26 protein-coding genes are annotated in these 20316 nt (G+C 62.1%); 14 read left to right on the top strand and 12 right to left on the bottom strand.

Annotated elements, in window-relative coordinates; all coding sequences use genetic code 11:
• Positions 1-281: 281 nt before the first annotated feature.
• The 7 genes from AC3CCE_RS07415 to AC3CCE_RS07385 all read right to left on the bottom strand — a co-directional run bounded on the left by AC3CCE_RS07415 (position 282) and on the right by AC3CCE_RS07385 (position 5468).
• Positions 282-887, bottom strand: a complete 606-nt coding sequence (locus AC3CCE_RS07415; RefSeq protein ID WP_352499010.1) for a DUF6456 domain-containing protein — start codon at positions 885-887, stop codon at positions 282-284.
• 52 nt (positions 888-939) lie between these two features.
• On the bottom strand, positions 940-1791 hold the full coding sequence (locus AC3CCE_RS07410) for a hypothetical protein (protein WP_352499011.1): 852 nt from the start codon (positions 1789-1791) through the stop codon (positions 940-942).
• 176 nt (positions 1792-1967) lie between these two features.
• Positions 1968-2429: a hypothetical protein gene (locus AC3CCE_RS07405; RefSeq protein WP_352534041.1), complete on the bottom strand. Its 462-nt coding sequence runs from the start codon at positions 2427-2429 to the stop codon at positions 1968-1970.
• Positions 2416-2709, bottom strand: coding sequence for a hypothetical protein (locus tag AC3CCE_RS07400; protein ID WP_352534043.1), 294 nt, complete (start codon positions 2707-2709; stop codon positions 2416-2418). The genes AC3CCE_RS07405 and AC3CCE_RS07400 overlap by 14 nt, the downstream gene beginning before the upstream one ends.
• Entirely contained in the window at positions 2699-4315 is a 1617-nt protein-coding gene (locus AC3CCE_RS07395) for an AAA family ATPase (RefSeq protein ID WP_352624872.1), read from the bottom strand. Before AC3CCE_RS07395 ends, AC3CCE_RS07400 begins: the two co-directional genes overlap by 11 nt.
• 33 nt (positions 4316-4348) lie before the next feature.
• Positions 4349-5221 (bottom strand): hypothetical protein, encoded by an 873-nt coding sequence (locus AC3CCE_RS07390; RefSeq protein WP_050589090.1) that lies wholly within the window; start codon positions 5219-5221, stop codon positions 4349-4351.
• A 10-nt stretch (positions 5222-5231) separates the two neighbouring features.
• Complete coding sequence (locus tag AC3CCE_RS07385) at positions 5232-5468, bottom strand: transcriptional regulator (protein ID WP_023820554.1); 237 nt, start codon at positions 5466-5468, stop codon at positions 5232-5234.
• Positions 5469-5598: 130 nt separating this feature from the next.
• On the opposite strand from AC3CCE_RS07385, the gene AC3CCE_RS07380 reads away from it, so the two are divergent.
• Together AC3CCE_RS07380 and AC3CCE_RS07375 are read left to right on the top strand one after the other, a co-directional pair.
• Positions 5599-6246 carry a LexA family protein gene (locus tag AC3CCE_RS07380; protein ID WP_023820555.1) on the top strand — a complete coding sequence of 216 codons (648 nt, stop codon included), beginning with the start codon at positions 5599-5601 and terminating at the stop codon, positions 6244-6246.
• Positions 6247-6334: 88 nt separating this feature from the next.
• Positions 6335-6694 carry a hypothetical protein gene (locus tag AC3CCE_RS07375; protein ID WP_155921514.1) on the top strand — a complete coding sequence of 120 codons (360 nt, stop codon included), beginning with the start codon at positions 6335-6337 and terminating at the stop codon, positions 6692-6694.
• Between the two features lies 1 nt (position 6695).
• Here the strand turns inward: AC3CCE_RS07375 and AC3CCE_RS07370 are convergent, their stop codons facing one another.
• A complete protein-coding gene (locus AC3CCE_RS07370; protein ID WP_352534047.1) occupies positions 6696-7169 on the bottom strand; it encodes an Arc family DNA-binding protein in 474 nt (157 codons plus the stop codon).
• An 84-nt stretch (positions 7170-7253) separates the two neighbouring features.
• Between AC3CCE_RS07370 and AC3CCE_RS07365 the strand changes: the two genes are divergently transcribed.
• The 9 genes from AC3CCE_RS07365 to AC3CCE_RS07325 all read left to right on the top strand — a co-directional run bounded on the left by AC3CCE_RS07365 (position 7254) and on the right by AC3CCE_RS07325 (position 13835).
• Positions 7254-7427 carry an Arc family DNA-binding protein gene (locus tag AC3CCE_RS07365; RefSeq protein WP_081731199.1) on the top strand — a complete coding sequence of 58 codons (174 nt, stop codon included), beginning with the start codon at positions 7254-7256 and terminating at the stop codon, positions 7425-7427.
• A 66-nt stretch (positions 7428-7493) separates the two neighbouring features.
• Positions 7494-7913: a hypothetical protein gene (locus AC3CCE_RS07360; RefSeq protein ID WP_352624869.1), complete on the top strand. Its 420-nt coding sequence runs from the start codon at positions 7494-7496 to the stop codon at positions 7911-7913.
• Complete coding sequence (locus AC3CCE_RS07355) at positions 7910-8302, top strand: hypothetical protein (protein WP_352534051.1); 393 nt, start codon at positions 7910-7912, stop codon at positions 8300-8302. Before AC3CCE_RS07360 ends, AC3CCE_RS07355 begins: the two co-directional genes overlap by 4 nt.
• Positions 8299-8532, top strand: a complete 234-nt coding sequence (locus AC3CCE_RS07350) for a hypothetical protein (protein WP_023820561.1) — start codon at positions 8299-8301, stop codon at positions 8530-8532. Before AC3CCE_RS07355 ends, AC3CCE_RS07350 begins: the two co-directional genes overlap by 4 nt.
• Positions 8529-8969: a helix-turn-helix domain-containing protein gene (locus AC3CCE_RS07345; RefSeq protein ID WP_352537099.1), complete on the top strand. Its 441-nt coding sequence runs from the start codon at positions 8529-8531 to the stop codon at positions 8967-8969. Before AC3CCE_RS07350 ends, AC3CCE_RS07345 begins: the two co-directional genes overlap by 4 nt.
• Positions 8970-9024: 55 nt before the next feature.
• The gene (locus AC3CCE_RS07340) at positions 9025-9354 is read left to right on the top strand and encodes a hypothetical protein (protein WP_023820563.1); all 330 of its coding nucleotides are present in this window, start codon (positions 9025-9027) and stop codon (positions 9352-9354) included.
• Positions 9318-10553, top strand: coding sequence for an integrase (locus AC3CCE_RS07335; RefSeq protein WP_352534055.1), 1236 nt, complete (start codon positions 9318-9320; stop codon positions 10551-10553). The genes AC3CCE_RS07340 and AC3CCE_RS07335 overlap by 37 nt, the downstream gene beginning before the upstream one ends.
• Before the next feature lie 122 nt (positions 10554-10675).
• Positions 10676-12952 (top strand): transglycosylase domain-containing protein, encoded by a 2277-nt coding sequence (locus AC3CCE_RS07330; RefSeq protein WP_352624866.1) that lies wholly within the window; start codon positions 10676-10678, stop codon positions 12950-12952.
• 130 nt (positions 12953-13082) lie between these two features.
• On the top strand, positions 13083-13835 hold the full coding sequence (locus AC3CCE_RS07325; protein WP_023686590.1) for an SDR family NAD(P)-dependent oxidoreductase: 753 nt from the start codon (positions 13083-13085) through the stop codon (positions 13833-13835).
• Positions 13836-13850: 15 nt separating this feature from the next.
• Here the strand turns inward: AC3CCE_RS07325 and AC3CCE_RS07320 are convergent, their stop codons facing one another.
• Complete coding sequence (locus AC3CCE_RS07320; protein ID WP_352624864.1) at positions 13851-14771, bottom strand: zinc-binding dehydrogenase; 921 nt, start codon at positions 14769-14771, stop codon at positions 13851-13853.
• A 111-nt stretch (positions 14772-14882) separates the two neighbouring features.
• Between AC3CCE_RS07320 and AC3CCE_RS07315 the strand changes: the two genes are divergently transcribed.
• A complete protein-coding gene (locus tag AC3CCE_RS07315; RefSeq protein ID WP_023669775.1) occupies positions 14883-15692 on the top strand; it encodes an AraC family transcriptional regulator in 810 nt (269 codons plus the stop codon).
• 22 nt (positions 15693-15714) lie between these two features.
• Here AC3CCE_RS07315 and AC3CCE_RS07310 read toward each other — a convergent pair whose 3' ends face one another.
• The 3 genes from AC3CCE_RS07310 to AC3CCE_RS07300 form a co-directional block, all read right to left on the bottom strand.
• A complete protein-coding gene (locus AC3CCE_RS07310) occupies positions 15715-17505 on the bottom strand; it encodes a cation:proton antiporter domain-containing protein (RefSeq protein ID WP_023683049.1) in 1791 nt (596 codons plus the stop codon).
• 185 nt (positions 17506-17690) lie between these two features.
• Positions 17691-18140 carry a baeRF12 domain-containing protein gene (locus tag AC3CCE_RS07305; protein ID WP_023669773.1) on the bottom strand — a complete coding sequence of 150 codons (450 nt, stop codon included), beginning with the start codon at positions 18138-18140 and terminating at the stop codon, positions 17691-17693.
• 166 nt (positions 18141-18306) lie between these two features.
• Complete coding sequence (locus AC3CCE_RS07300) at positions 18307-18561, bottom strand: hypothetical protein (RefSeq protein ID WP_155923978.1); 255 nt, start codon at positions 18559-18561, stop codon at positions 18307-18309.
• Between AC3CCE_RS07300 and cysG the strand changes: the two genes are divergently transcribed.
• Positions 18560-20011 carry a siroheme synthase CysG gene (cysG, locus tag AC3CCE_RS07295; protein ID WP_023691981.1) on the top strand — a complete coding sequence of 484 codons (1452 nt, stop codon included), beginning with the start codon at positions 18560-18562 and terminating at the stop codon, positions 20009-20011. The two genes, AC3CCE_RS07300 and cysG, sit on opposite strands and share 2 nt — an antisense overlap.
• Positions 20008-20301, top strand: coding sequence for a DUF2849 domain-containing protein (locus tag AC3CCE_RS07290; RefSeq protein ID WP_023691980.1), 294 nt, complete (start codon positions 20008-20010; stop codon positions 20299-20301). Before cysG ends, AC3CCE_RS07290 begins: the two co-directional genes overlap by 4 nt.
• Positions 20302-20316 lie beyond the last annotated feature (15 nt).

The following is a 20316-nucleotide window of genomic DNA, read 5'->3' as shown; positions in this document are numbered from 1 at the left end:
GCAAATGGGCGGTGCAGATTTTTGAGAACGGCGAAACCACCCAGCATCTTTTTTGAGAACGAAGAATTTGCCAGGAATTTTGCGGCCGGTCAGCGGATAAGGCTTAACCCGCCGGGGATCGAGCCAACGCTCACTTGAGACGGTCAGGCTGCAAGAAGAGCGAACCGCGTCTCTGGAGGAGCTTCCTGCTTCGCTGCTCAACAAAAAACCCGCCTGACTTAGGCGGGTTCCGGCGCAAATCGTCACCGTGCCCAAATATCTACCATACGTGACGGCACGTTTCAACTGTTGTGACGCGTTGCTGACTGCGACCCGTAGTGGAAAACGAGGCGTTCCAGACCCATGCGCAAAAGCTGGGCGGGAATGTCTCGGACCACGTTCTCCCGCTGCGCCACTTCCTTGATTGACATCCCGAGACCGCATACCGCATCGATTACAGCCAGTATCTCGGGATAGACCAGAGCTTGCCGCGCCCGCGCCATGACAGCATGGTTGTCGATCAGCTTGGCCGGGACACTCGCTCCGGACCGCCCTCCGTCCACGCGCTCGCCCATGCCCATGGTCTTCAGGCCCTCGCGCGTGGCCAGTTCGAAGTCAGCGCGATAGCGAGTACCGGCCTCCCGCTGCTTGTACGTCAGGCTCGAGATGCCCTTGAGGGGATCGACCTTGCGAACCCGGGCTATGCCACCCGTGCTGATATAGCCGCCATTGCTGACATCGTAGACCCGACGCGCTTCTGCCGTCCCGGCGATAAGCCGATCGCGCCCGTAATCATCCGTCTGGACAGCGAAGTCATGGCCGAGGTCGCGACGGATTTTCACCTGTTCGGCCTCACCCTTGCGCATCTTTGGCGCGGTCGGCTTGGTTTTCTTTGCTGCTTTCGTCATACGAAACTCCGTTGGGGTGCGCCGCGCCGTCAATTCGCCGCGGCGCGCCGTTTCAGGCGACCAAGCGCATCACCTGTCGCTTCTTCTTTGTCTTGCGGTACCAGATTGATCCGAGCGCCTTCCATTCCGACGTGCGATGGGTCTTCGCCATTAGTTTCGCTTCGTCTTCGGCCGACAGGTACAGATCGCCTATCGTTTTCGACAGATCATCGGGATCGAGCTTTATCGACATCTCACTGTCGGTCATGACGTACTCGGCAGCCTTGATGTGAGTTGCGGTGATGGGTGCCAAATGAGCCTTGGCCAAGACCTCAAGGATGATCCGCGCTCCCAGTGGTTCACGACGGGCGACGAGGCCCCTGATGGCCGAAATCGCAATCGTATCGCCAGGCTGATATTTGCCCGACTTGGGCAGATTCTTAAGAACTTTGACCCCGGCCCGCTGACAGGTACGGTCAACGTCCACAGCGTCCTCAAAACCCGCTAAGACCGCAGAGTGATGGAGATGCAGTGCGGTAACTCCAAGCCGCTGAGTGTTTTGACCGACGAATGCCGCTGCCTGGGTCTGGGTGTCGGGCGCGTCGACGATCATCACCGGGATAAGATCGATATGAGGATTACTCGCAGCTGCAATTGCAGTGTGCTGCCCGTCAAGCACCTTCAAGATAGTTTTGCCGCCATGCTCGGCGTAGGCACAGATCGGCGGCTTATATTTCGTCCAGCAAAACCTCTCGATGATTTGCCGGATTTGTCTGTGGCCTTTTTCGCCAATAGCACGCTGGTACTCATGGTCGACGAATAGGGCCGACGGATCTACGCGCTCGCAGATCGGCTCACCTGTGCTGGGCTTACGTGGATTGAGGCCGGTTGTTGAGATCGCGGCAATACCATTGAGAAGTTCCACAGAGTTTTTCCTGTTACGCAGCTCAACCTGAGCGGGGACGCCTCTGCATGAGTGCGCGGCTGCTTGGTTGCAGGCCTCGCTGTGGACAACGACCAAGCGCGCCGAGCTTTCCCCGACATTCTCGGTGTCTGCCCACCGGTAGCCGAAAGATTGGTGAACGAACGCTTGCGAACCGCTCAATTTTCGTTCCCTTCGCTTGCCGCTAGATATTCCGCTGGACTGATGTGGCGGACGGGCGATGCCGCGCCAAATGTCCCGAGCTGCGCATCCCGATAATTGCGCTTTCCCTTCGGGTCGAAGTCAGTCGCCGCTATTGTCCGCAGCCATTTCGGAGCCTTTGCTGCAGCGGGCGTCCGCCGCTCTTTCGTCCGCCGTTTCTTAGCGGCCTGTTTCTTCTCCTGCCGGGTCTGCTTCGGAAGGGTGGGAAACGGGTTTTCCTGCAACCCGTTTTCTGCCGGCCCGCTCGACAGGATCTTGTTCGAGATCCAGTCAGCCCGCTTTTCGGCTGGCGATATGGGCGAGCCCTCGATGCGATCAGCCGCGCGCCAGGCTTCCGCGTTGGTCGGAAACGGCCCCGCCAAGGTTTCGCCGCGAGAAACCACAATCCAGCCCCCGCCCGAAGCTTCAATCACGGTCATGGCAACGCCCTTTGTTGTCGTTCGAAAGTGTCAGGCCTCGGGGAAATTCGCGGCGCCGGTAATCAACCTCGTCAATGATCCGCCGCAGATCCGCCCTATTGGCGTTGCCGATCGCTATCCACCGCTCCAGGACGGGTTTCATTGCCAACCAAGTCTTGTCTGGCAACTCGCACCAGATGCCGATTACAGCGTCGCGGGCCGCGAGATTGATGCTCGTGTGGACAAGCAACGCCTGTTCAACAGACCACGGAAGCCGCTCGGATTTTTCCTTATTCGGCATCTTCAAACCTCCCGTTCTGGATGTTGAAGTTGATCTTCAGCTTGCAGGGATGGCCCAGCTCGTCGAAGCGGGTCTTCTTGTGGAAGATCACCGCATCGGTGCAGCGTTGGCCCTCGTCGAACATCTTCGGGCGGTGCACGACCAAGCCCTGGTCAACGCGGTTGTCCCAATGCTTTGAGCCGGCTATGTCGTCGAGCTCCGGGGGCGAACCTTTGCGCGGCCCGTCCATTTTCGCCGGATGGGCCAACACTTGGACGTGACAGCCCATGTCCTGCGAAAATTTGTAGATCGCCGTCAGGCAGCGGCCGATGTATTCGGTTTCTGTTTCCCGAGCCTCGCGCTGGCTTTCCAGTCGGTTCCATGGGTCGAGCTGCACCACTGATGCGCCGTGCCTGACCACCGCGGCCTCTGCCGTTTCAAGTAGCCAGCCTAGCGTTGGCGTCTGCTCCGGGTGCTGCATGAACAGGTAGTGGTCGTTTATCCACTGGTCCGAGTACCGGATTTCTTCCGGCGTCATTTCTCGCTCCAGACGGCCTGCATGCAGCGTCCGCAGGATGCGCCGGTAGTGTGGCTTGGCCCGCGTCTCAAACGTGGCCGTGGCGATGACCAGCCCGTATTTGTCGGCGATGTCGGCCCAAACCTGCGCCATCACTGCCGTCTTGCCGTGGCCAGGGTGACCGGTGACCACTGACATGGTGCCGGGCGCGAAAAGGATCTTGCCGCGCCAGGCCGGCATGCGGGGAACCTCCCAAGCTCGGATCGGCGCCATCTCCGGCAGTTCCGCGAGCCTGTAGAGACCGGCGACCGGCCACGGCAACGCACCATTGGTGACCAGGTCTTTCAGCGCTTCGATGCCATCAGCGCGCAACATGTCGTTGGCGTCTTTGATACCTTCGGGCCAGTCGATGAACCAGAACTTGGCGGCGCCGAGCAGATGGGCCATGTCCGCCCGGAGCGAAAGCCCGGTGTCGTCCATGTCCCCGCACCAGATGAAACGCTTGTGCTTGCCGAGGCCGCGCGCCAGAGCCTGTTCGACGTACTCATAGCCGGCGGGCTCCGCTGGCTTGTCGTCCGCGCCTTCCTTCTTCTCCCGGCCGCCGTTTGGCACAGACAGAATCCGGCCGATCGGTAAACCGGCCTCGACCATGGCGGCCAAGTCCCATTCGCCTTCGACCATGTAGACATCGCCGGGGGGCGCGGCCAACACGCGGTCGAGATTGTAGAAGCAAAGCTTGCCGCCCTTCTCGCCGATGAAATCCTTCTCTGGGAAGGCGCAGGCCTTGTAGTTCACCCGCTTGCCGCTGAGCGTGTAGGGGAAGAAAACGGCCTCGCTTTTGCGTTCAAGACGGCGAGGAAAGTAGACCGTTCCTGAGGCGGCGCCGAGCTGCGCCAAAGTCGTCGCGCTTATGCCCCGGACCGTCTTTGCGTAGTCCTTTGCCGCCGCCGAAAGCTTGCCCTGTTCGAACGCCACCGTTGAAACCGCAGTGGTGGCAGAAGTAGGTTGCTCCGGTTCCGTCGATCCTGACAGCAAGGCATTTGTCCTTTTTCTTCCGGCGATGCGGGGAACAAGACGGGCAGGTAGTCCGCTGCTCGCCATCGCGATCATTGATGAAAATTCCGAGTTCGCTCAGCTCGCGCATCAGTTGCCGACCTGTTGCTTGGTGTCGTCGTAGAGGCCGCCAGCGAAGCGCCAGTACGTGCCTTCCCGCTCGACCGGGTAACCCTGGCAGCGCGCGTCTGTGATCCATGCCGGTAATTTGGGATCGACCTTTGCCGGCGCCGGGGGGCGGTATTGTTTCAGCACTCCGCCGAGATAGGCCTTTGGCTTTTTGGCGCTCGCGGCTCGACCAGCGATGTCAATCAACTGATCGAAGTCGCCGCCAAGATGCTCGCCGATCTGAAACAGCATCCCGCGCGGCACTCCGGCTTTCTGCCATCCGGGCAGGGCGGCATAAAACTTCTCTTCGGCCGACCCGTGCCAATCCGGCCCGCCCTCGCGGTCATTCTTGTTTTCTGCCGGGTTGGGTTGGACGGCTTGAGGGGGAACTTTGTCGACCACAGCCGAAGGCGCGTTGTTCTTCTTTTTAATGCCTTCAATGCCTTTAATGTCTTCTTGTTTGTCTCGGGGTTGTCTCGCGGTCGTCTCGCTTGGTGTCTCGCTAGCTGTCTCGGCTGGAAGGCTGACGCGCTGATAAGTGTCGTATTTACAGATAGTTATGACGCTCTGCCCTGTCTCGACGGAGATGCTGATCATTGTCTCGGTTTTTAGACGCTTTAGAAAGCGGTCGACACTGGACCGGTGCCATTGCCAGCGATCGGCCATGAACCTGACCGATGACGCGAGCTGGCCGCGCTTCAACGCTACCATGCCGTCCTTGACCCGAACGCGCCGCGCTTTCCATGCCGCCTCGCGGATCAGCCAAACCCATGCCTCGCGCTCGGTGAACGGTTCCGCCGCGAAAAAATGATGTTCGAAGATGTCGCGAGACACCGCGAAAACGCCGCTGGTCATTGCGCCGCCGTCATGCCGATGCTCGCACCAAATCAACTGACGGCAGTTCCGGCGGGTACAGGTCGGGACGGAGGCGGCCACGATGGATGCCTGTCAGCCGCTCGACTGCAATCACGCGGTCGTGCGGGATCTGCTTCCACTGGCTTACGGCCTGCGGCGTGATATCCAGCATCTCGGCAAGCTTCTTGGCCTGGCCAATTGCTTCAACGGCCAGTTCGAGGCCGCTCTTTCCGTCCGGATCACTCATGAAGTTCTGCACCCCTGGCTCGAATTGCGAAGTGAAATTCAAGCACGGCTTAACCATAAGTTCAAGTGCAGCTTGCTTGAATTAATCAAGTCTGACTTTAGTCTCTTGAATTGAAACGGAGAATTTTTTCATGACCTTGGGGGAAACCATCAAAGCCGCGCGCAAGGCGAAGGATTTGACGCTGGCCTCGGTCGCCAATTCCATGGGCGTAAGTCTTCAGGCTGTATCCCAATGGGAAAGTGACACCACCACGCCGACTGGAGGCAGATTGATCAAGCTCAGCAATTTGCTGGGTATCGATCTAGCCCCAGCTGGTGGCCGGCGCGAGTTGCTCCCTTTCAAAGCGGAAGGCAAGGTTTTCGCCGCGCCGCTGATCAGCCGCGTGACAGCAGGCTCTTGGTCACCAGTCATTGCCGAGCAGCCACTGCCCCCAGATACCCAAGCTTTTGAAATCCATTGGGAGCCGGCCGGATACGCCTTTTCTTTGGAAATCGATGGCGACAGCATGCTTCCCGAATTTCAGAGCGGCGACGTGATTATAGTCGACACCGGCCTTCGGCCTCTGCCTGGCGATTGCGTGGTGGCCGCCATTGAGAGTGAGGAAGAGGCAACTTTCAAGAAGTACCGCCCGCGCGGCTTGGACGACAACGGCCAGCCGATCATCGAACTTTACCCGCTCAACCCCGACTATCCTACGCTGACCATCTCAGCCAAGAATCCTGGCCGAATTGTCGGGACAATGAACGAGCATCGAAGGTTCCGGCGCCGAACAAGGTGAAGCCAAACTTGAAAAGGTGTTAAGCGTGGCTTGACTATATGGTTAAGCGGTGCTTGAATAGTATCCATCGCATCCGATGGAGCTTTCAATGAACCCCACCCCCTTATCAAGCCTTATGCATACTGACGCTGACCTGATCGCCCTTGGCGTCGAATTCCGCAAGGCCTGGGCGGACGAGCGCGCCGCCTTCAGCGATTCAGGAGAGGACTTCGACAAAGACCCCTCTATTGCGGCCGCATTCCATCGATGCTCGGAGCTCTCCGACCGAATCCTGACGCTCACGCCCGAGACCATGGATGGGGCGCGGGTCGCCGCGATGGTTTGGGGCTGGTGCCACTATCTCAACAGTCAGCCCGGCGTTTACGACGGCGGCGAATTCAGCAACGCGGCCGACACCCGCGCCGTCCACAAGGTGCTAACGTTTCTGCTGAAGGATTGCGCGGCGTGAGCTATTCGCCGCTTTCATCGTCTTGGGCTGCCTTAGCGGCGGCAGCGTCGCGTTCGAGCTTGGCCAACCGTTTTAGTCGGCGCCGTTCGGTATTTTCCGCCGCGACCGAGACAACGATTCTTGCGTCGTCGATACCGGCATCTTGTGCGGGTTCGAGGCTATTTGCGGCGCGCTCGCGCTCCGCAAGCCGTTCGACCCGTTCAGCGGCGCGAATGCTTTCGACGCTTTCTTTCAGCGTCTTCGACAGGTCGGAAAAGAATGTGCCGATAGATACGTCGATGGCAGGCGTCCCAAACGGCAACGCCTCCAAGCGGATCGTGATCGACGGCGGATGCTTGGGGCCGAGAAAGGACTGTTCCAGCCGAGCGACGATTTCAGCGGTGGTGCTGCGGTTGTTGCGTTCGGCGCGCTCCTCCAGGCGCTCTTTCAAGTTCGCCGGTAGCCGGATGTTTATCTGGGGATCTTCGCGCGCCATAGGCTGGGGATATATAGCACGGTGCTATTGCTCGCAACCTAGCACGGTGCTATATTCCGTCTTGGTTAACGGGAAGGAAAGGACATGAGTCGGGCGGACCCGAAATTTCTGGTGAGACTGCCGGCAGACGTAAAGGCATTCATCGCCACGCAGGCCGCGCGGAACGGAAGTTCTCAAAATTCTGAAATCGTGCGGTGCATCCGTAACCGCATGGACGAAACGAAAACGACGACCAGCGAGCCGGCAAGCTCAATCTGATCGTCGTTCGAAATGAAACCGCCTTGCACGGCGGCTCCCCACGATCACCGACAAAGGATATTGAAGATGACCAAGGCGTTACATAACACCGCATCGGCGAAAATTCAAACTAGTCGCCCCGCTGCGAAGATAGCGCATGAGGCTGACACCCTGTCGTTTATGCACCGCAAAGGCCGCGATGCCGGCGGTGGCATCTGCTACTGGAATGTCGACGCAACCGGCCATTTCGGCAAGGACTGCGACAAAGGCCATGAACTGGCGCGCGAATATCTCGACTTCATCGGCCGTCACCCGACCAACGGCGCAACCACACTTCTCGGCTGCATCGTCAACGATATGTGCCGACTCCGGCAGGAAGAACGCTTGCCGTCCCGCAACCATCTGACCGGCGTCGAGATCGGTTTCCTGGGCGAGGTCAACCGCTACGCTGCGACAATGGTTGCCGTGGTCAAAACCATGGGCAAGTCGGAAGGCGGTGCGGAATGAGCCGCCCAGCGCACCCGCTCGGCTTCAAAACCGACCTTCTCTCGCTCAAGCAACTGTCGGCACTCGTCGAGACGCTGACCACTGTCGCCCAAGTTCTCAGCGGTCTTCAGGAGCAGCCTCGTTTCAACGGCCCGGATGACGGTCAACCGTACAACGAAGCTGGCGAGATACTAGAGTTCCTCCGCAACAATATCGGCTGCGAGATCGACGACATACGCGAGGCCGTGTTGCAAAGGCCAGTCAGCACCCGAGACGAAGGCGAACTTAAGTTTGGGATCATAGTCGGCCAGTATGACGGGGGCACCGACAGCCCTGCATCGGTTGTCGCGGAGTTGGCCAGGATTGCCGGGGACATCGATTGGCAGCTTACCCGGGAAGGTGGCAAATGAGCCGCTTCATCGATCACAGAGACATGTCTGCAGATCAGATAATGTCTTGCTGCATCCAAGCGGCTGCAATCGTCCGGGTTTGCGGTGCAGCGGCCTGGGCGATCCAGGAAGGCGGCCATGTGAATATGGCAACCAGCATCGTTGATGCTCTTGCCGCCGCCGACGAACTCCTTGGACCCGTTACCGATGCGCTTGAGGGCCATGAAGGTCCGAAGGCAGGTGCGAAGTGATCCAAGTCGTCAGCATTACGAGCAAGATCAAGACCGCTGGCGCGCGGCTGGCCTGGGCGAGAACTCAGGCCGGTATCCACACCGTCAGCGGCGGCGCCGAAGCGCTGAAAGTGCCGCCCGGCACATATGCGGGCCACGAGAGCGGAAACCGCGCTTTCGACTATGAAGTCGCCCGCCTGTATGCGGCTGGCTATGGCGTCCGGTGGGAATGGTTGCTCAGCGGGGAGGGCGATCCACTAGGAGGCGGCCGGGTTGTCCCGCTCTCAGCGATCGACCAGCTTCACCAAGTGCGAGACGAACTGCGCACCATTTGGTTGGCCCTGGGCAACACGTCAGATCTGGATGATGACGGCACATTGACGCCGATACGCGAAGCGCTGAACGGCTCAACCAATCGGCTCGAAGACGCTTGCCAATCGATGGAGCGCGCCGGATGAACGGCGATTTCAGCAATTTTTCGAAAGCACAGCAACATTGTGACAAAGCCGGCCTGTGGTTCTGGACCTGCGCGAGGGCGGGCAGATGACCCGCGCCGGGGCAACCCTCGACGATCTGCCCATGTTCGCATCGGACGAGCAGATCGCAGAGGCCATCGTCGGGAAGGATAAAGCAGGCAAATGGATGCGCGAGCGCCTGCCGACCCTTGCCAACAAGCCCGGTTTCCCGGCTATTGATGAATTTCACGGAGGGCGCCCGGTCGCCTTGGTGCAGCGGTTCTATGAAAATTACCTTGGAACCGGCTCGACCACGGCAACAGCGCCACCCGGCAAAGCGGACGCAAGCCAATGGAAAACGAAGACGCGACAAAGGCCCCAGGTCTGAAATGGATCAAGCGCGCTGGCGGCCGAGTGCCGCACTGGGTTGCCGACGAAAATGACGTAAAGAACGGCTACATCCCGAAAACGGTGAACCTCTACTATCTGGCCGATCAGCCGGAGATGCTGAAGGCGAAATGCCATTCGCTCCAAGCCGAGATGCTTCTATGGCGCACCGGCTACCGTGCCGACCCTCTGAAGTTCGACGGAACGATCAAGTCGCTCCTGACCATCTACGAGACGCACAAGCGCAGCCCATACCGGAAGCTGAAACCCGGTTCGCTGCGGCCCTATAACCACTATCTGAAGAACCTGAAGGGCCACATAGGCAGCGTCCGGCTTGACGAAACAACCGGCGTTGACCTCATCGACTGGCATGACGTTTGGTCGGAGAACGGGCGTTATCTCGCCGCTGCGTCGACCGCGCGCGCCGTTCTTTTCGCTGCAGTCAGCTTCGGCATCATGATGCGCTTGCCCGGCTGTTCGGAATTGTCGGTCGTCATGCGCGAGACTGCAAAGAGGCTCCCGCACCCCAAGCCCCGCAAACAGTCCGCCACCGCCACCCAGATCATCGCGGCGCGCGCGGCAGCGCATCAGGCCGGCCGGCCTTCGTCGGCGCTCGCCTATGCCTTGTGCTTCGAGACGGTGCTTCGGTTGTGGGACGTGATCGGCCAGTGGTGGCCGATGGACATGGGCGGAATTTCCGAAGTGCTTGACGCCGACCGGGATCTGAAATGGTTTGGCCTTCGCTGGGAAGACATCGACGCCGACATGGTGCTGCACTACACGCCATCCAAGACCGCCGATAGCACAGGCTTCAGCATTTCCTATTCGCTGAGGAAGGCGCCGATGGTCATGGAAGAGCTGCAGCACTGGCCGATCGAGAAGCGCAAGGGGCCGATCATCGTGGCCGAGGAAAACGGCTTGCCCTGGCGCGCCACGATTTTCGCGCAGCGCTGGTCTGTCGACCGCAAGGTGGCAGGTCTTCCGGTGACCCTTTGGGCGCGAGACTTGCGGGCTTCAGGCATCACCGAGGGCAGGGCATCCGATGCCAGTCTGGACGATGCCAGCAAGGTCGCCGGGCATAGCGCAACCACCACCACCAAGCAGTATGATCGCGCCGTGTTGGAGGCTGCGGACCGCTTTGCTGACGCGCGCGTCAAGCGACGTGAACAGAGCGGTAACGGCGGCGGTAACGCGCGGTAACGGATTAAGAATTTCGTAAGGAATTTCAACGGCCTGCACGAGCCCTGCTTTAACGCGCCCTTAAACCGCCGCATCTACCCTCCAACCCGAGCGCCATTGACACCGGGAAGACAGCGCAACGCATGGCGAACCGCAGAGACAGTCGCATCGAACCCAGCTTCGAGGGATCGCCAAAGGCGAAATCCGCGGCCGGTTTTTCGGTGAACGAGGAGGATCGGGTCGTGCCGGCCAATCGCAAATCATCTTCGGCGCGCAAAACCTCCAAGGCAAAATCATCGTCACGCGGCAAGCGCGGCAAACCCCGGCGCGGGCTGTTCGGCGTGATGGCGCGGATGTTCTACTGGTGCTTCGTGCTCTGCATCTGGGGCGGCATCGCGGTGGCCGGCATTGTCGTCTATTACGGCGCCAAGATGCCGGCGGCGACCACCTGGTCGATCCCCGACCGCGCGCCCAACATCAAGATCGTCTCGGTCGACGGGCAACTGCTTGCCAACCGCGGCATGAGCGGCGGGGAGGCGGTCGGCCTGCACGAAATGTCGCCCTACATTCCGGAAGCCGTCATCGCCATCGAGGACCGGCGCTTCTATTCGCATTTCGGCATCGACCCGATCGGTCTGTCGCGCGCCATGGTGACCAATGTTCTGGGCCGGCGTTTCTCGCAGGGCGGCTCGACGCTGACCCAGCAGCTGGCCAAGAACCTGTTCCTGAAGCCCGACCGCACGCTGGAGCGCAAGGTGCAGGAAGTGCTGCTGTCGCTCTGGCTGGAGCACAAGCATACCAAGGACCAGATCCTCGAAATGTACCTCAACCGGGTCTATTTCGGCTCGGGCGCCTATGGCGTCGAGGCGGCCTCGCGCCGCTATTTCGGCAAGAGCGCGCGCGATGTCACTCTGTCGGAAGCGGCCCTTCTCGCCGGCCTCTTGAAAGCGCCGTCGCGGCTGTCGCCGGCGCGCGACCCGAAAGCGGCGGAGGAGCGTTCGCAGCTGGTGCTCGCCGCCATGCGCGACGAAGGCAAGATCAGCGCCAAGGAACTGGCCTCGGCGATGAGCGCCCCGGCAACGCGCGCGCCATCCTACTGGACCGGTTCGGAAAACTACGTCGCCGACACCATCATGGAAGAGCTGCCCGATCTGATCGGTGACGTGCGCAGCGACATCGTCGTCGACACCACCGTCGACCTCAACCTGCAGAAGCTCGCCGAACAGTCGATCCGCCGGCTGATCGACGAGAGCGGCAAGAAGCTCAATGTCAGCCAGGGCGCGCTGGTCTCGATCGACAATTCCGGCGCCGTGCGCGCCATGGTCGGCGGCTACGACTATTCGACCAGCCAGTTCGACCGCGCCTCCGAAGCACGCCGTCAACCGGGCTCGGCGTTCAAGCCGTTCGTCTATATGGCCGCACTCGAAGCTGGCCGCACGCCCGACAGCGTGCGCAACGACGCGCCGATCAAGATCGGCAAATGGACACCGGACAATTACGGCGGCAAGTATTTCGGCAAGGTGACGTTGGCGACCGCTTTGGCGAAGTCGCTGAATTCGGTCGCCGCACAGCTGACCATGGAAGTCGGCCCCGACGCGGTGGTCGAGGCGGCGCACCGCATGGGCATCCAGTCCGACCTGATCGCCAACACCTCGATCGCGCTCGGCACCTCGGAAGTGACGCCGCTGGAGCTGACATCGGCCTATGTGCCGTTCGCCAATGGCGGCTACAAGCCCGACATCCATTTCATCCGCCGCATCACCACGACCGAAGGCAAGGTGCTCTATGACGATAATGGCGGCAGCGCGCCGCGCGTCGTCAAGCAGAACATTGTCGGCATGATGAACTCGATGATGACCGGCACGGTCGAGATCGGCACGGCGAAGAAGGCGGCCTTCGCCTGGCCGTCTGCCGGCAAGACCGGAACCAGCCAGAATTCGCGCGACGCCTGGTTCGTCGGCTACACCGCAAACCTCACCACCGGCGTGTGGTTCGGCAATGATGACGGCACGCCGATGAAGAAGGTCACCGGTGGCGCGCTGCCGGCACAGGCCTGGCACGAGTTCATGGTGGCCGCGCATGAAGGTGTGCCGGTCCGGCCGCTGCCCGGCACCTGGAAGTCGACGCCGCCCGACACCATCGTGCCCGACGATATTCCGTCAGTCGATAACAATCAGGCGGCGCCGTTGCCTGCCGTGGCCGTCAGCCGTTCTGAGCCTGCTGCCGCGCCGGCACCTGCTGCTGTACCCGCACAAGCACCGGTCCGCCGTCCGGCCGAAACCGTCGATGCCGACGGTTTCAACATGCCGGGCGACGGCGGCACCACGGCCTCGATCAAGCATCCGGTACCGCCGGGCAGCGTCGGCGGCCCGACCAAGAAGCGGAAAACCTCAATCCTGGATATTCTCGGCGGCGGCTGAGCGGCTCGTCATTCTAGCTTCGAATCAAATGCGAGCTGGCAATCCGTTCCTCATATGAGAGCTGCGGTGACAATTCGGCCTCTCGCCACCTTCGCGGCATTCGGCTACATCTCCGGCCGGAGTGACAGACATGGCTGAGACCGACATCAGAAAAACCATCGTGCTGACCGGAGCCAGCCGCGGCATCGGCCATGCCACGGTCAAGCGCTTTTCGCGTGAGGGCTGGCGGGTCATCACCTGTTCGCGCCAGGCTTTTGCCGAGGATTGCCCGTGGCCGGCCGGCCCAGAGGACCACATCAAGGTCGATCTCGCCGACCAGGAAGATGTCGGCATCGCCGTCTCGGAGATCCGTCATCGGCTGGAGGCGCATGGCGGGCAATTGCACGCGCTGGTCAACAATGCCGGCATTTCGCCAAAGCTCAAGGACGGCAACAGCCGCATGGATTCGATCGACACGCCGATGCATGTCTGGCGCGATGTGTTCCAGGTGAATTTCTTCGCGCCGATCATGCTCGCGCGGGGCCTCTTCAAGGAGCTTGCTGCAGCAAAAGGCTCGATCGTCAACGTCACCTCGATCGCCGGCACGCGCGTGCATCCTTTCGCCGGCACCGCCTATGCGACCTCGAAGGCGGCACTCGGCTCGCTGACGCGCGAGATGGCGCATGATTTCGGCCCGCACGGCATCCGCGTCAATGCGATTGCGCCGGGCGAGATTGACACCGCGATCCTGTCGCCTGGCACCGACAAGATCGTCGAGACGATCCCACTCAGGCGCCTTGGCGCCACCTCGGAAGTCGCCGACATCATCTTCTTCCTGTGCTCGCAGCAGGCGTCCTATGTGACGGGCTCGGAAATCCACATCAATGGCGGCCAGCACGTCTGAGCACTGACAGACTGCTCATTCAGCGATGGTGAGAACAGCCTTGCCGCCGAAGCTGCGCTGTCGCAGGGCGTCCAGAGCCCGGGCGATGTCTGTCCACGGCACGGTCATGGACACACGGGTTTCCAGCCGGCCAGCCGCGACCAGAGCGAGCAGCGAGGCGATGTCCGCGCCAATGGCTGGACCGGATGTGTAGTAGGCGAAAGTCTGAAGCCTCGCTCCCTCATGGCCCGGAACGAACTGTCTGAAGCCAACCGGCGTGAATTCGCCGCTGCTCGAACCGAACATGACGATGGTGCCGCCGGGGGCGACGCGTTCGATGGCATGGGCGAGGCTTTGGCCGCCGACCGACTCGGTGATCAGAGAGAATGGCCCTTCGGCCAGTTCGATCGACTCGACGACTTCGTGAGCACCAAGACCGCGGAGATCCTCGGCGTGCCGGGCGGCGGCGATTGCAGTCACCGCGGCGCCTTGCTCGCGGGCGATCTGGATCTGGAAACGGCCGACCGCGCCGCTGGCGCCGGTGATCAACACCTGCTGTCCCGCGAGGTCGCCGCCATGGCGCAAGACCCTTAGGGCCGTCGTGCCCGCCACGGGAAGCGTGGCGGCGGAAACGAAGCTGACCTCATCCGGGATGACGGCGAAGCGGTCAGTCGGAACGGCGACCCGTTGCGCCCAGCCGGCCTCGTCGACCAAAGCCACAACCCGGGCGCCGACGGCAGGCCCGGAGCCATCGGCTGCCGCCCGTTCGACAATCCCTGCGATGTCCTGGCCGGGTATCCAGCCTTTTGGGCGTATGGTGAGCAGGCGCAGTTCGCCGCGGTTCAACGAGGTTGCGTGGACGCAGACAAGCGCTTCGTTGGCGAGGGGTTGAGGTTCGTTGGCCTCGGCAAAGGTCAGTCCGGTGGGGCTGTCGGGAGAGATGACGAGGGCGCGCATGGGAAGCCTTCCTGCCGGTTTGTGACATGCCAGCCACGAACCGGAGCCTATCGACTTCCCGGATCAAAGAATTTAGCTATCATGGCGAATAGTCGCTAAAAGCCGTCAATCATGAGACAGCCTCTCCGCTACCCGTGGGTCAATTTCGACGTCGATGATGTGATCGCTCCTGCAATTGCGGTGCGCGTCGATGTCACCGAAACCAAAGCGGAAGTGGCGACCCATTGGCATCGGAAGGGCCAGCTCGTCTTCGCGCTCGGCGGTGGCGTCACATGCCGCGTCCCGAGCGGCCTGTGGATGGTGCCGCCACATTGCGGGGTGTGGATTCCCGGCGGCATGGAACACAGCAATATCGCGACCGCCAATGCGCGGATTTTCTTCGTCTATATCGAGCCGGGAGCCGCCGATCTGCCGGACCGGTGCTGCACGCTGTCGATCTCGCCGCTGCTGCGCGAATTGATCATCGAGCTGGCCGACCGCATGGAGGAAGACGACGGGAAGGACGCGCTTTTGACTGGGATGCTGCTCTCCGAACTGCCGCGCATGCCGGTCCAGCAGCTGCATTTGCCGATCTCCGCCGAGCCGCGCTTGCGGCGGATCGCCGATGCGTTGGCGCAAGACCCTGCCGACCGCAGCACGCTTGCCGAGTGGGCCACCCGCGTCGCGCTCTCAGAAAGCAGTCTCGCCCGTCTTGTGGTGAAGGAGACCGGACTGAGCTTCGGCCGCTGGCGCCAGCAATTGCACCTGATCGTCGCCATACGGGAGCTGGCCTCCGGTGCGAGTGTCCAGCAGGTTTCGGGCGATCTCGGCTACGCCTCCGTCACCGCCTTCATCACCATGTTCAAGAAAGCGCTCGGCAAGCCGCCGGCAAAGTATCTCGCCAGCGTCGCGCACAATGGCGGCTCCGCCTTCGTGGCGTGATCAACGCGCCTGTGGGCAAGCCTCAGGCCGGGGAGGGCTCAATGGCTTCGGGGCGCGGCATCAGCTTTTGCTCCAGCACTTCTTGCACGATGCCGCGGGCGATTTCGCGTTCACCCATGATGACGGTTTCGGCGCCGAGCCCCATCAGGTGCTCGACCTCGGCATCGGAATGGGCCCGCGCGATGACGTTGATGCCGGGGTTGGCGGCGCGCGCCCTGAGCACGATCTGCCCGGCCTCGAACGCGTTGGGGATGGCAAGGATCAAGCGTTTGGCCCCCTGCGGATTGGCGGCGGCAAACACGCTCGCGCTGGCCGCATTGCCGGAGACGATTTCGACGCCGTCGTCTCTGAGCCTCGCCAGCGTCTTGTCGGCGTCCTCGATGACCAGGAAGGGCAGCGATGCCTGTTTCAGCGCCGCGCCGACCAGGCTGCCGACGCGGCCGTAGCCGATCAGGATGGTGTGGCCCGAAAGCGTTGTGCGTGGCGGCGGGCCGTCCTCTTTGGCAGCAGCGGCCACCGAGGCCACTTGTCCGGGCTGCGTCGCCGGGCCGACCGGCTTGGCCTCTTCCGGTGGTGCTGCCTTGGCGGCGCGCGCGTCCAGCCATGGCTTCATCCAGTCGAGGGCGAGGAACATCAGCGGATTGACCAGGATCGACAGGATGGCGCCTGCCAGGATCAGGTCGCGTCCCTGTTGCGGCAACAGCTTCAGCCCGACGCCGAGCTCCGCCAGGATGAAGGAGAACTCGCCGATCTGCGCGAGGCTGGCCGAGATCATCAAGGCGGTTCCCAGCGGATAGCGGAAGGCGATGACGATAACGAAGGCGGCCAGCGACTTGCCGATGACGATGATGGCCAGCGTCGCCAGGATCGGCCAGCCATTGCTCATCAGGCTGAACGGATCGAACAGCATGCCGACCGAGACGAAGAACAGCACCGAGAAGGCGTCGCGCAGCGGCAGTGATTCCTCCGCCGCGCGGTGGCTGAGCTCGGATTCGCTCATGATCATGCCGGCGAAGAAGGCACCGAGCGCCAGCGAGACGCCGAACAGTTTGGCGGCGCCGAAGGCGACGCCGAGCGCGATCGCCAGCACCGCCAGCCGGAACAGTTCGCGCGAGCCGGTATGGGCGACGTAATGCAGGATCCACGGAATGACGCGGCGGCCAACCACCAGCATGACGATGACGAAGGCGACGACCTTGGCCAGCGTGAGGCCGACGACGCCCCAGATGCCGTAGCTGGCCGGCAGCGACAAAAGGCTCGCATGGTCATCGACCTGCGGCTGGCCGCCGAGCACGCCGGCCAACGCCGGCAAAAGCACCAGCGCCAGCACCATGGCGAGGTCCTCGACGATCAGCCAGCCGACGGCGATGCGGCCGCGCTCGGTCTCGATCAGCCGTCGCTCCTGCAACGCGCGCAACAGCACCACTGTGGACGCGACGGAAAGCGCCAGGCCGAAGACGAGGCCTGCGCCCATCGACCAGCCGAGCATCCATGCGAGGCCGGCGCCGAGCGCGGTGGCAAAGCCGATCTGGACGATGGCGCCGGGTACGGCGATGGCGCGGACGGAGAGAAGGTCCTTCAGCGAGAAATGCAGGCCGACGCCGAACATGAGCAGGATGACGCCGATTTCGGCCAACTCATTGGCAAGACCGGCATCGGCGACGAAACCCGGCGTGTTCGGTCCGACCAGTACGCCGGCGACGAGGTAGCCGACCAGCGGCGGGATGCGAAAACGGTTGGCGAGCGCCCCGAAGATGAATGCCAGCCCCAGACCGGCGACGATGGTGGCGATAAGGGGCGTGTCATGCGGCATTGTCTATGGAGCGCCTTTCGGGAAATGTCGGGTGTGCGCCGCCCGAAGCCGCCGCCTTTTTCAATATGGTGGAGGGGGTGCGGGCGACGCAACCCGCAAGACGTAAATTGGTGGCCAGAGGCACCGAAAACGAAAGGCGCGCGCAGCAAAACCGCTGCGCGCGCCAATACCGAATGATCGATGCGTCACGCCGCCTGCAGCATGGCCTCGATATCGATCAGCGGGCGGTTGGTCAGGGTCTTTGGGATCTCCGCCTGCACCTTGTCGGTGACTTCCTTGTGCAGTTTCTTGCGCATGGTGCCGAGCACCAGCGGTGGCGCGACCAGCACGATGTCGTCGAAGATGCCGTGATGGGCGAGCTTGTAGAGCCGGTCCGCGATCTCTTCGGCAAAGCGTTCCTTGCCTTGCCGGTGCCAGTCGGTTTCCTCAACCGCGCTGCGATGCACGGAGGGGCCGTCATTGTAGCGGCCGGGACTGTCGCTGCCTTGTTCGCGCGTTGCCGGATTGTCCTGTTTCATCTCCTGGAAGAGCTGCAGGTTCGGATAGAGATTGTCGCCCTCGTTCTTCAGGAACAGCGCTTTCTCGCCATCGGCCACCATGACCAGAAGGCCATGTTTCAGGTTGATCTTGCTCATTTGCGCGCTCCTGTTTGAAGGTTCAAATCCAGCCGACGATTGTCTGTTACGGCAGGGGCAGAACGCGTGGCGAAGCGGGAACGTTCCACTTCGTTCGCCGAGATCGCACGCAGCCATATCAAGCCCGATCTATCGTCTATCGGAGCAATGTCCGGAGGTCACGGCTTTAATCTACTAAATTGGTAGAATTTAGAAAAAATAATTTTGCAGCTTGGCCGACTGCCGGATAAAAGAGCCGCAGAACAAAGCCTGCGGCAGCAGCTTGAATCCGCCTGATATGCGGATGTGGAATATTTTTCTCTTGGCCCTTTGGCTTGCGGAAAACCGATTGCCTCCCGTCAGGGGATGCGCGAGTGGGTTCCTTCAGCTTTTTCGCGTCCGCGCCTAAAACTGCCGAATTGTTCCGGAATCTGTTCGTCATGCCGCACACCAATCCCAAGCTCACCGCGTTCCCGGTCTTCATGCGGGTCGAAGGCGAAGCCGTGGCCATCGTCGGCGGCGGAGGCGAAGCGTTGGCCAAGGCGCGGCTACTTGATCAGTCGAGTGCTGTGCTTCGCATCATTGCCGATGTTGCCGACGCCGAATTGCTGAGCTTCATCGCCACGACCGGCGCCATCCGTATCGACGCCCCCTACGACGCCGCGCATCTCGAAGGCGCGGTCCTGGTGTTTGCCGCCAGCGGCGACGAGACGCTCGACCGCCGCGTCGCCCACGATGCGCGCCGCCTTGGCATTCCGGTAAATGCCGTCGACCGGCCGGAGCTATGCGATTTCTTCACCCCGGCGCTGGTCAACCGCGCCCCGGTCGCCATCGCCATCGGCACGGAAGGCGCGGGTCCGGTGCTGGCGCAGATGCTGCGCAGCCGCATCGACCGCATGCTGTCGCCGTCGCTCGGGCCGCTGGCAGCGCTTGCCGCCTCGTTCCGGGGTGCCGCCGAAAAGCTGCTGCCGAAAGGCAACGCACGCCGCCAGTTCTGGAGCAGTTTTTTCCAGGGTGCACCGGCGCGCGCCGTCGAAGCCGGCGAGCTTTCGCAGGCGCATGACGCCGCCGCCGATCTGTTGCTGTCGAAGGCTCCGGCTTCGGGCCATATCGCCCTGGTCGGCGCCGGGCCAGGTGCTGAGGATCTTCTGACGCTGCGCGCGCATCGGCTTTTGATGGAAGCCGACGTCATCGTCTATGACGCGTTGGTGCCGGAGGCGATCGTCGCCATGGGCCGCCGCGACGCCGAGCGGCTGCCGGTCGGAAAACGCAAGGGATGCCACACCAAGAGCCAGGCCGAGATCAATGCGCTGCTGGTCGAGCTTGGCAGGCAGGGCAAGCGCGTCGTGCGGCTGAAGTCGGGCGACCCGCTGGTGTTCGGCCGCGCCGGCGAGGAGATGGCCGCACTGCGCGATGCCCGCATCGCCTATGATGTCGTCCCCGGCGTCACCGCCGCCTTTGCCGCCGCCGCCGATTTCGAGCTGCCGCTGACGCTGCGCGGCGTCTCCTCGTCGATGGTGTTCACCACCGGCCATGATCTGAAGGGCAATTCGCTGCCGGATTGGGCCAAGCTCGCCATTTCCGGCGCCACCGTCGCCGTCTATATGGGCCGCTCGGTCGCCGCCGAAGTCGCCGGACGGCTGATCGAGGCCGGCCTGTCGCCGGACACGGCGGTTGCCGTGGTCGAGAATGCCAGCTTGCAGAACCGCCGCCGTTTCCACGGCACGCTGGCCGATTTGCCGTCGCTGGAAGAGCGCGCCGATCTGGCCGGTCCGGTGATGACCATCATCGGCGACGCGGTTGCCGGCGCCAACTTTGAACGTTCCGAGCCGCTCGCGGCACATAGTCATGAGAGCGCCGCCAATGCGGCCGACGCAGAGGTCCAGCCATGAAGATACTGACCGCAAACCGCCTCTCCGACGGCATCGCCGTCTGGTACGCCGATGGTGGCTGGGCCGAGACGGTCGACCATGCCGACCTTGCCCATGACCAAGCGGCAGAGGACAGGCTGGAAGCAATCGGCGCCAAGGCCAACGCCAACAATCAGGTTGTCGACGTCAATCTGATCGACGCTGAAGTCGTCAATGGCATCGTCGTGCCGGTGCGGCTGCGCGAAAAGATCCGCGCTGCCGGCCCGACCATCCGGGAAGATCTGGGCAAGCAGGCTGCGCGGGCAGCTTAACAAAATACGGGCGGA

Source organism: Mesorhizobium sp. P160187, from assembly GCF_057766425.1.
This window is presented reverse-complemented; position numbering and strand designations above follow the sequence as displayed.

What these genes read in the sequence shown, in the direction of transcription:
- AC3CCE_RS07415 (WP_352499010.1), bottom strand. Translation starts at nt 887, where the DNA reads ATGACGAAAGCAGCAAAGAAAACCAAGCCGACCGCGCCAAAGATGCGC.
- AC3CCE_RS07405 (WP_352534041.1), bottom strand. Translation starts at nt 2,429, where the DNA reads ATGACCGTGATTGAAGCTTCGGGCGGGGGCTGGATTGTGGTTTCTCGC.
- AC3CCE_RS07400 (WP_352534043.1), bottom strand. Translation starts at nt 2,709, where the DNA reads ATGCCGAATAAGGAAAAATCCGAGCGGCTTCCGTGGTCTGTTGAACAG.
- AC3CCE_RS07395 (WP_352624872.1), bottom strand. Translation starts at nt 4,315, where the DNA reads ATGATCGCGATGGCGAGCAGCGGACTACCTGCCCGTCTTGTTCCCCGC.
- AC3CCE_RS07390 (WP_050589090.1), bottom strand. Translation starts at nt 5,221, where the DNA reads ATGACCAGCGGCGTTTTCGCGGTGTCTCGCGACATCTTCGAACATCAT.
- AC3CCE_RS07385 (WP_023820554.1), bottom strand. Translation starts at nt 5,468, where the DNA reads ATGAGTGATCCGGACGGAAAGAGCGGCCTCGAACTGGCCGTTGAAGCA.
- AC3CCE_RS07380 (WP_023820555.1), top strand. Translation starts at nt 5,599, where the DNA reads ATGACCTTGGGGGAAACCATCAAAGCCGCGCGCAAGGCGAAGGATTTG.
- AC3CCE_RS07375 (WP_155921514.1), top strand. Translation starts at nt 6,335, where the DNA reads ATGAACCCCACCCCCTTATCAAGCCTTATGCATACTGACGCTGACCTG.
- AC3CCE_RS07370 (WP_352534047.1), bottom strand. Translation starts at nt 7,169, where the DNA reads ATGGCGCGCGAAGATCCCCAGATAAACATCCGGCTACCGGCGAACTTG.
- AC3CCE_RS07365 (WP_081731199.1), top strand. Translation starts at nt 7,254, where the DNA reads ATGAGTCGGGCGGACCCGAAATTTCTGGTGAGACTGCCGGCAGACGTA.
- AC3CCE_RS07360 (WP_352624869.1), top strand. Translation starts at nt 7,494, where the DNA reads ATGACCAAGGCGTTACATAACACCGCATCGGCGAAAATTCAAACTAGT.
- AC3CCE_RS07355 (WP_352534051.1), top strand. Translation starts at nt 7,910, where the DNA reads ATGAGCCGCCCAGCGCACCCGCTCGGCTTCAAAACCGACCTTCTCTCG.
- AC3CCE_RS07350 (WP_023820561.1), top strand. Translation starts at nt 8,299, where the DNA reads ATGAGCCGCTTCATCGATCACAGAGACATGTCTGCAGATCAGATAATG.
- AC3CCE_RS07335 (WP_352534055.1), top strand. Translation starts at nt 9,318, where the DNA reads ATGGAAAACGAAGACGCGACAAAGGCCCCAGGTCTGAAATGGATCAAG.
- AC3CCE_RS07330 (WP_352624866.1), top strand. Translation starts at nt 10,676, where the DNA reads ATGGCGAACCGCAGAGACAGTCGCATCGAACCCAGCTTCGAGGGATCG.
- AC3CCE_RS07325 (WP_023686590.1), top strand. Translation starts at nt 13,083, where the DNA reads ATGGCTGAGACCGACATCAGAAAAACCATCGTGCTGACCGGAGCCAGC.
- AC3CCE_RS07320 (WP_352624864.1), bottom strand. Translation starts at nt 14,771, where the DNA reads ATGCGCGCCCTCGTCATCTCTCCCGACAGCCCCACCGGACTGACCTTT.
- AC3CCE_RS07315 (WP_023669775.1), top strand. Translation starts at nt 14,883, where the DNA reads ATGAGACAGCCTCTCCGCTACCCGTGGGTCAATTTCGACGTCGATGAT.
- AC3CCE_RS07310 (WP_023683049.1), bottom strand. Translation starts at nt 17,505, where the DNA reads ATGCCGCATGACACGCCCCTTATCGCCACCATCGTCGCCGGTCTGGGG.
- AC3CCE_RS07305 (WP_023669773.1), bottom strand. Translation starts at nt 18,140, where the DNA reads ATGAGCAAGATCAACCTGAAACATGGCCTTCTGGTCATGGTGGCCGAT.
- cysG (WP_023691981.1), top strand. Translation starts at nt 18,560, where the DNA reads ATGCCGCACACCAATCCCAAGCTCACCGCGTTCCCGGTCTTCATGCGG.
- AC3CCE_RS07300 (WP_155923978.1), bottom strand. Translation starts at nt 18,561, where the DNA reads ATGACGAACAGATTCCGGAACAATTCGGCAGTTTTAGGCGCGGACGCG.
- AC3CCE_RS07290 (WP_023691980.1), top strand. Translation starts at nt 20,008, where the DNA reads ATGAAGATACTGACCGCAAACCGCCTCTCCGACGGCATCGCCGTCTGG.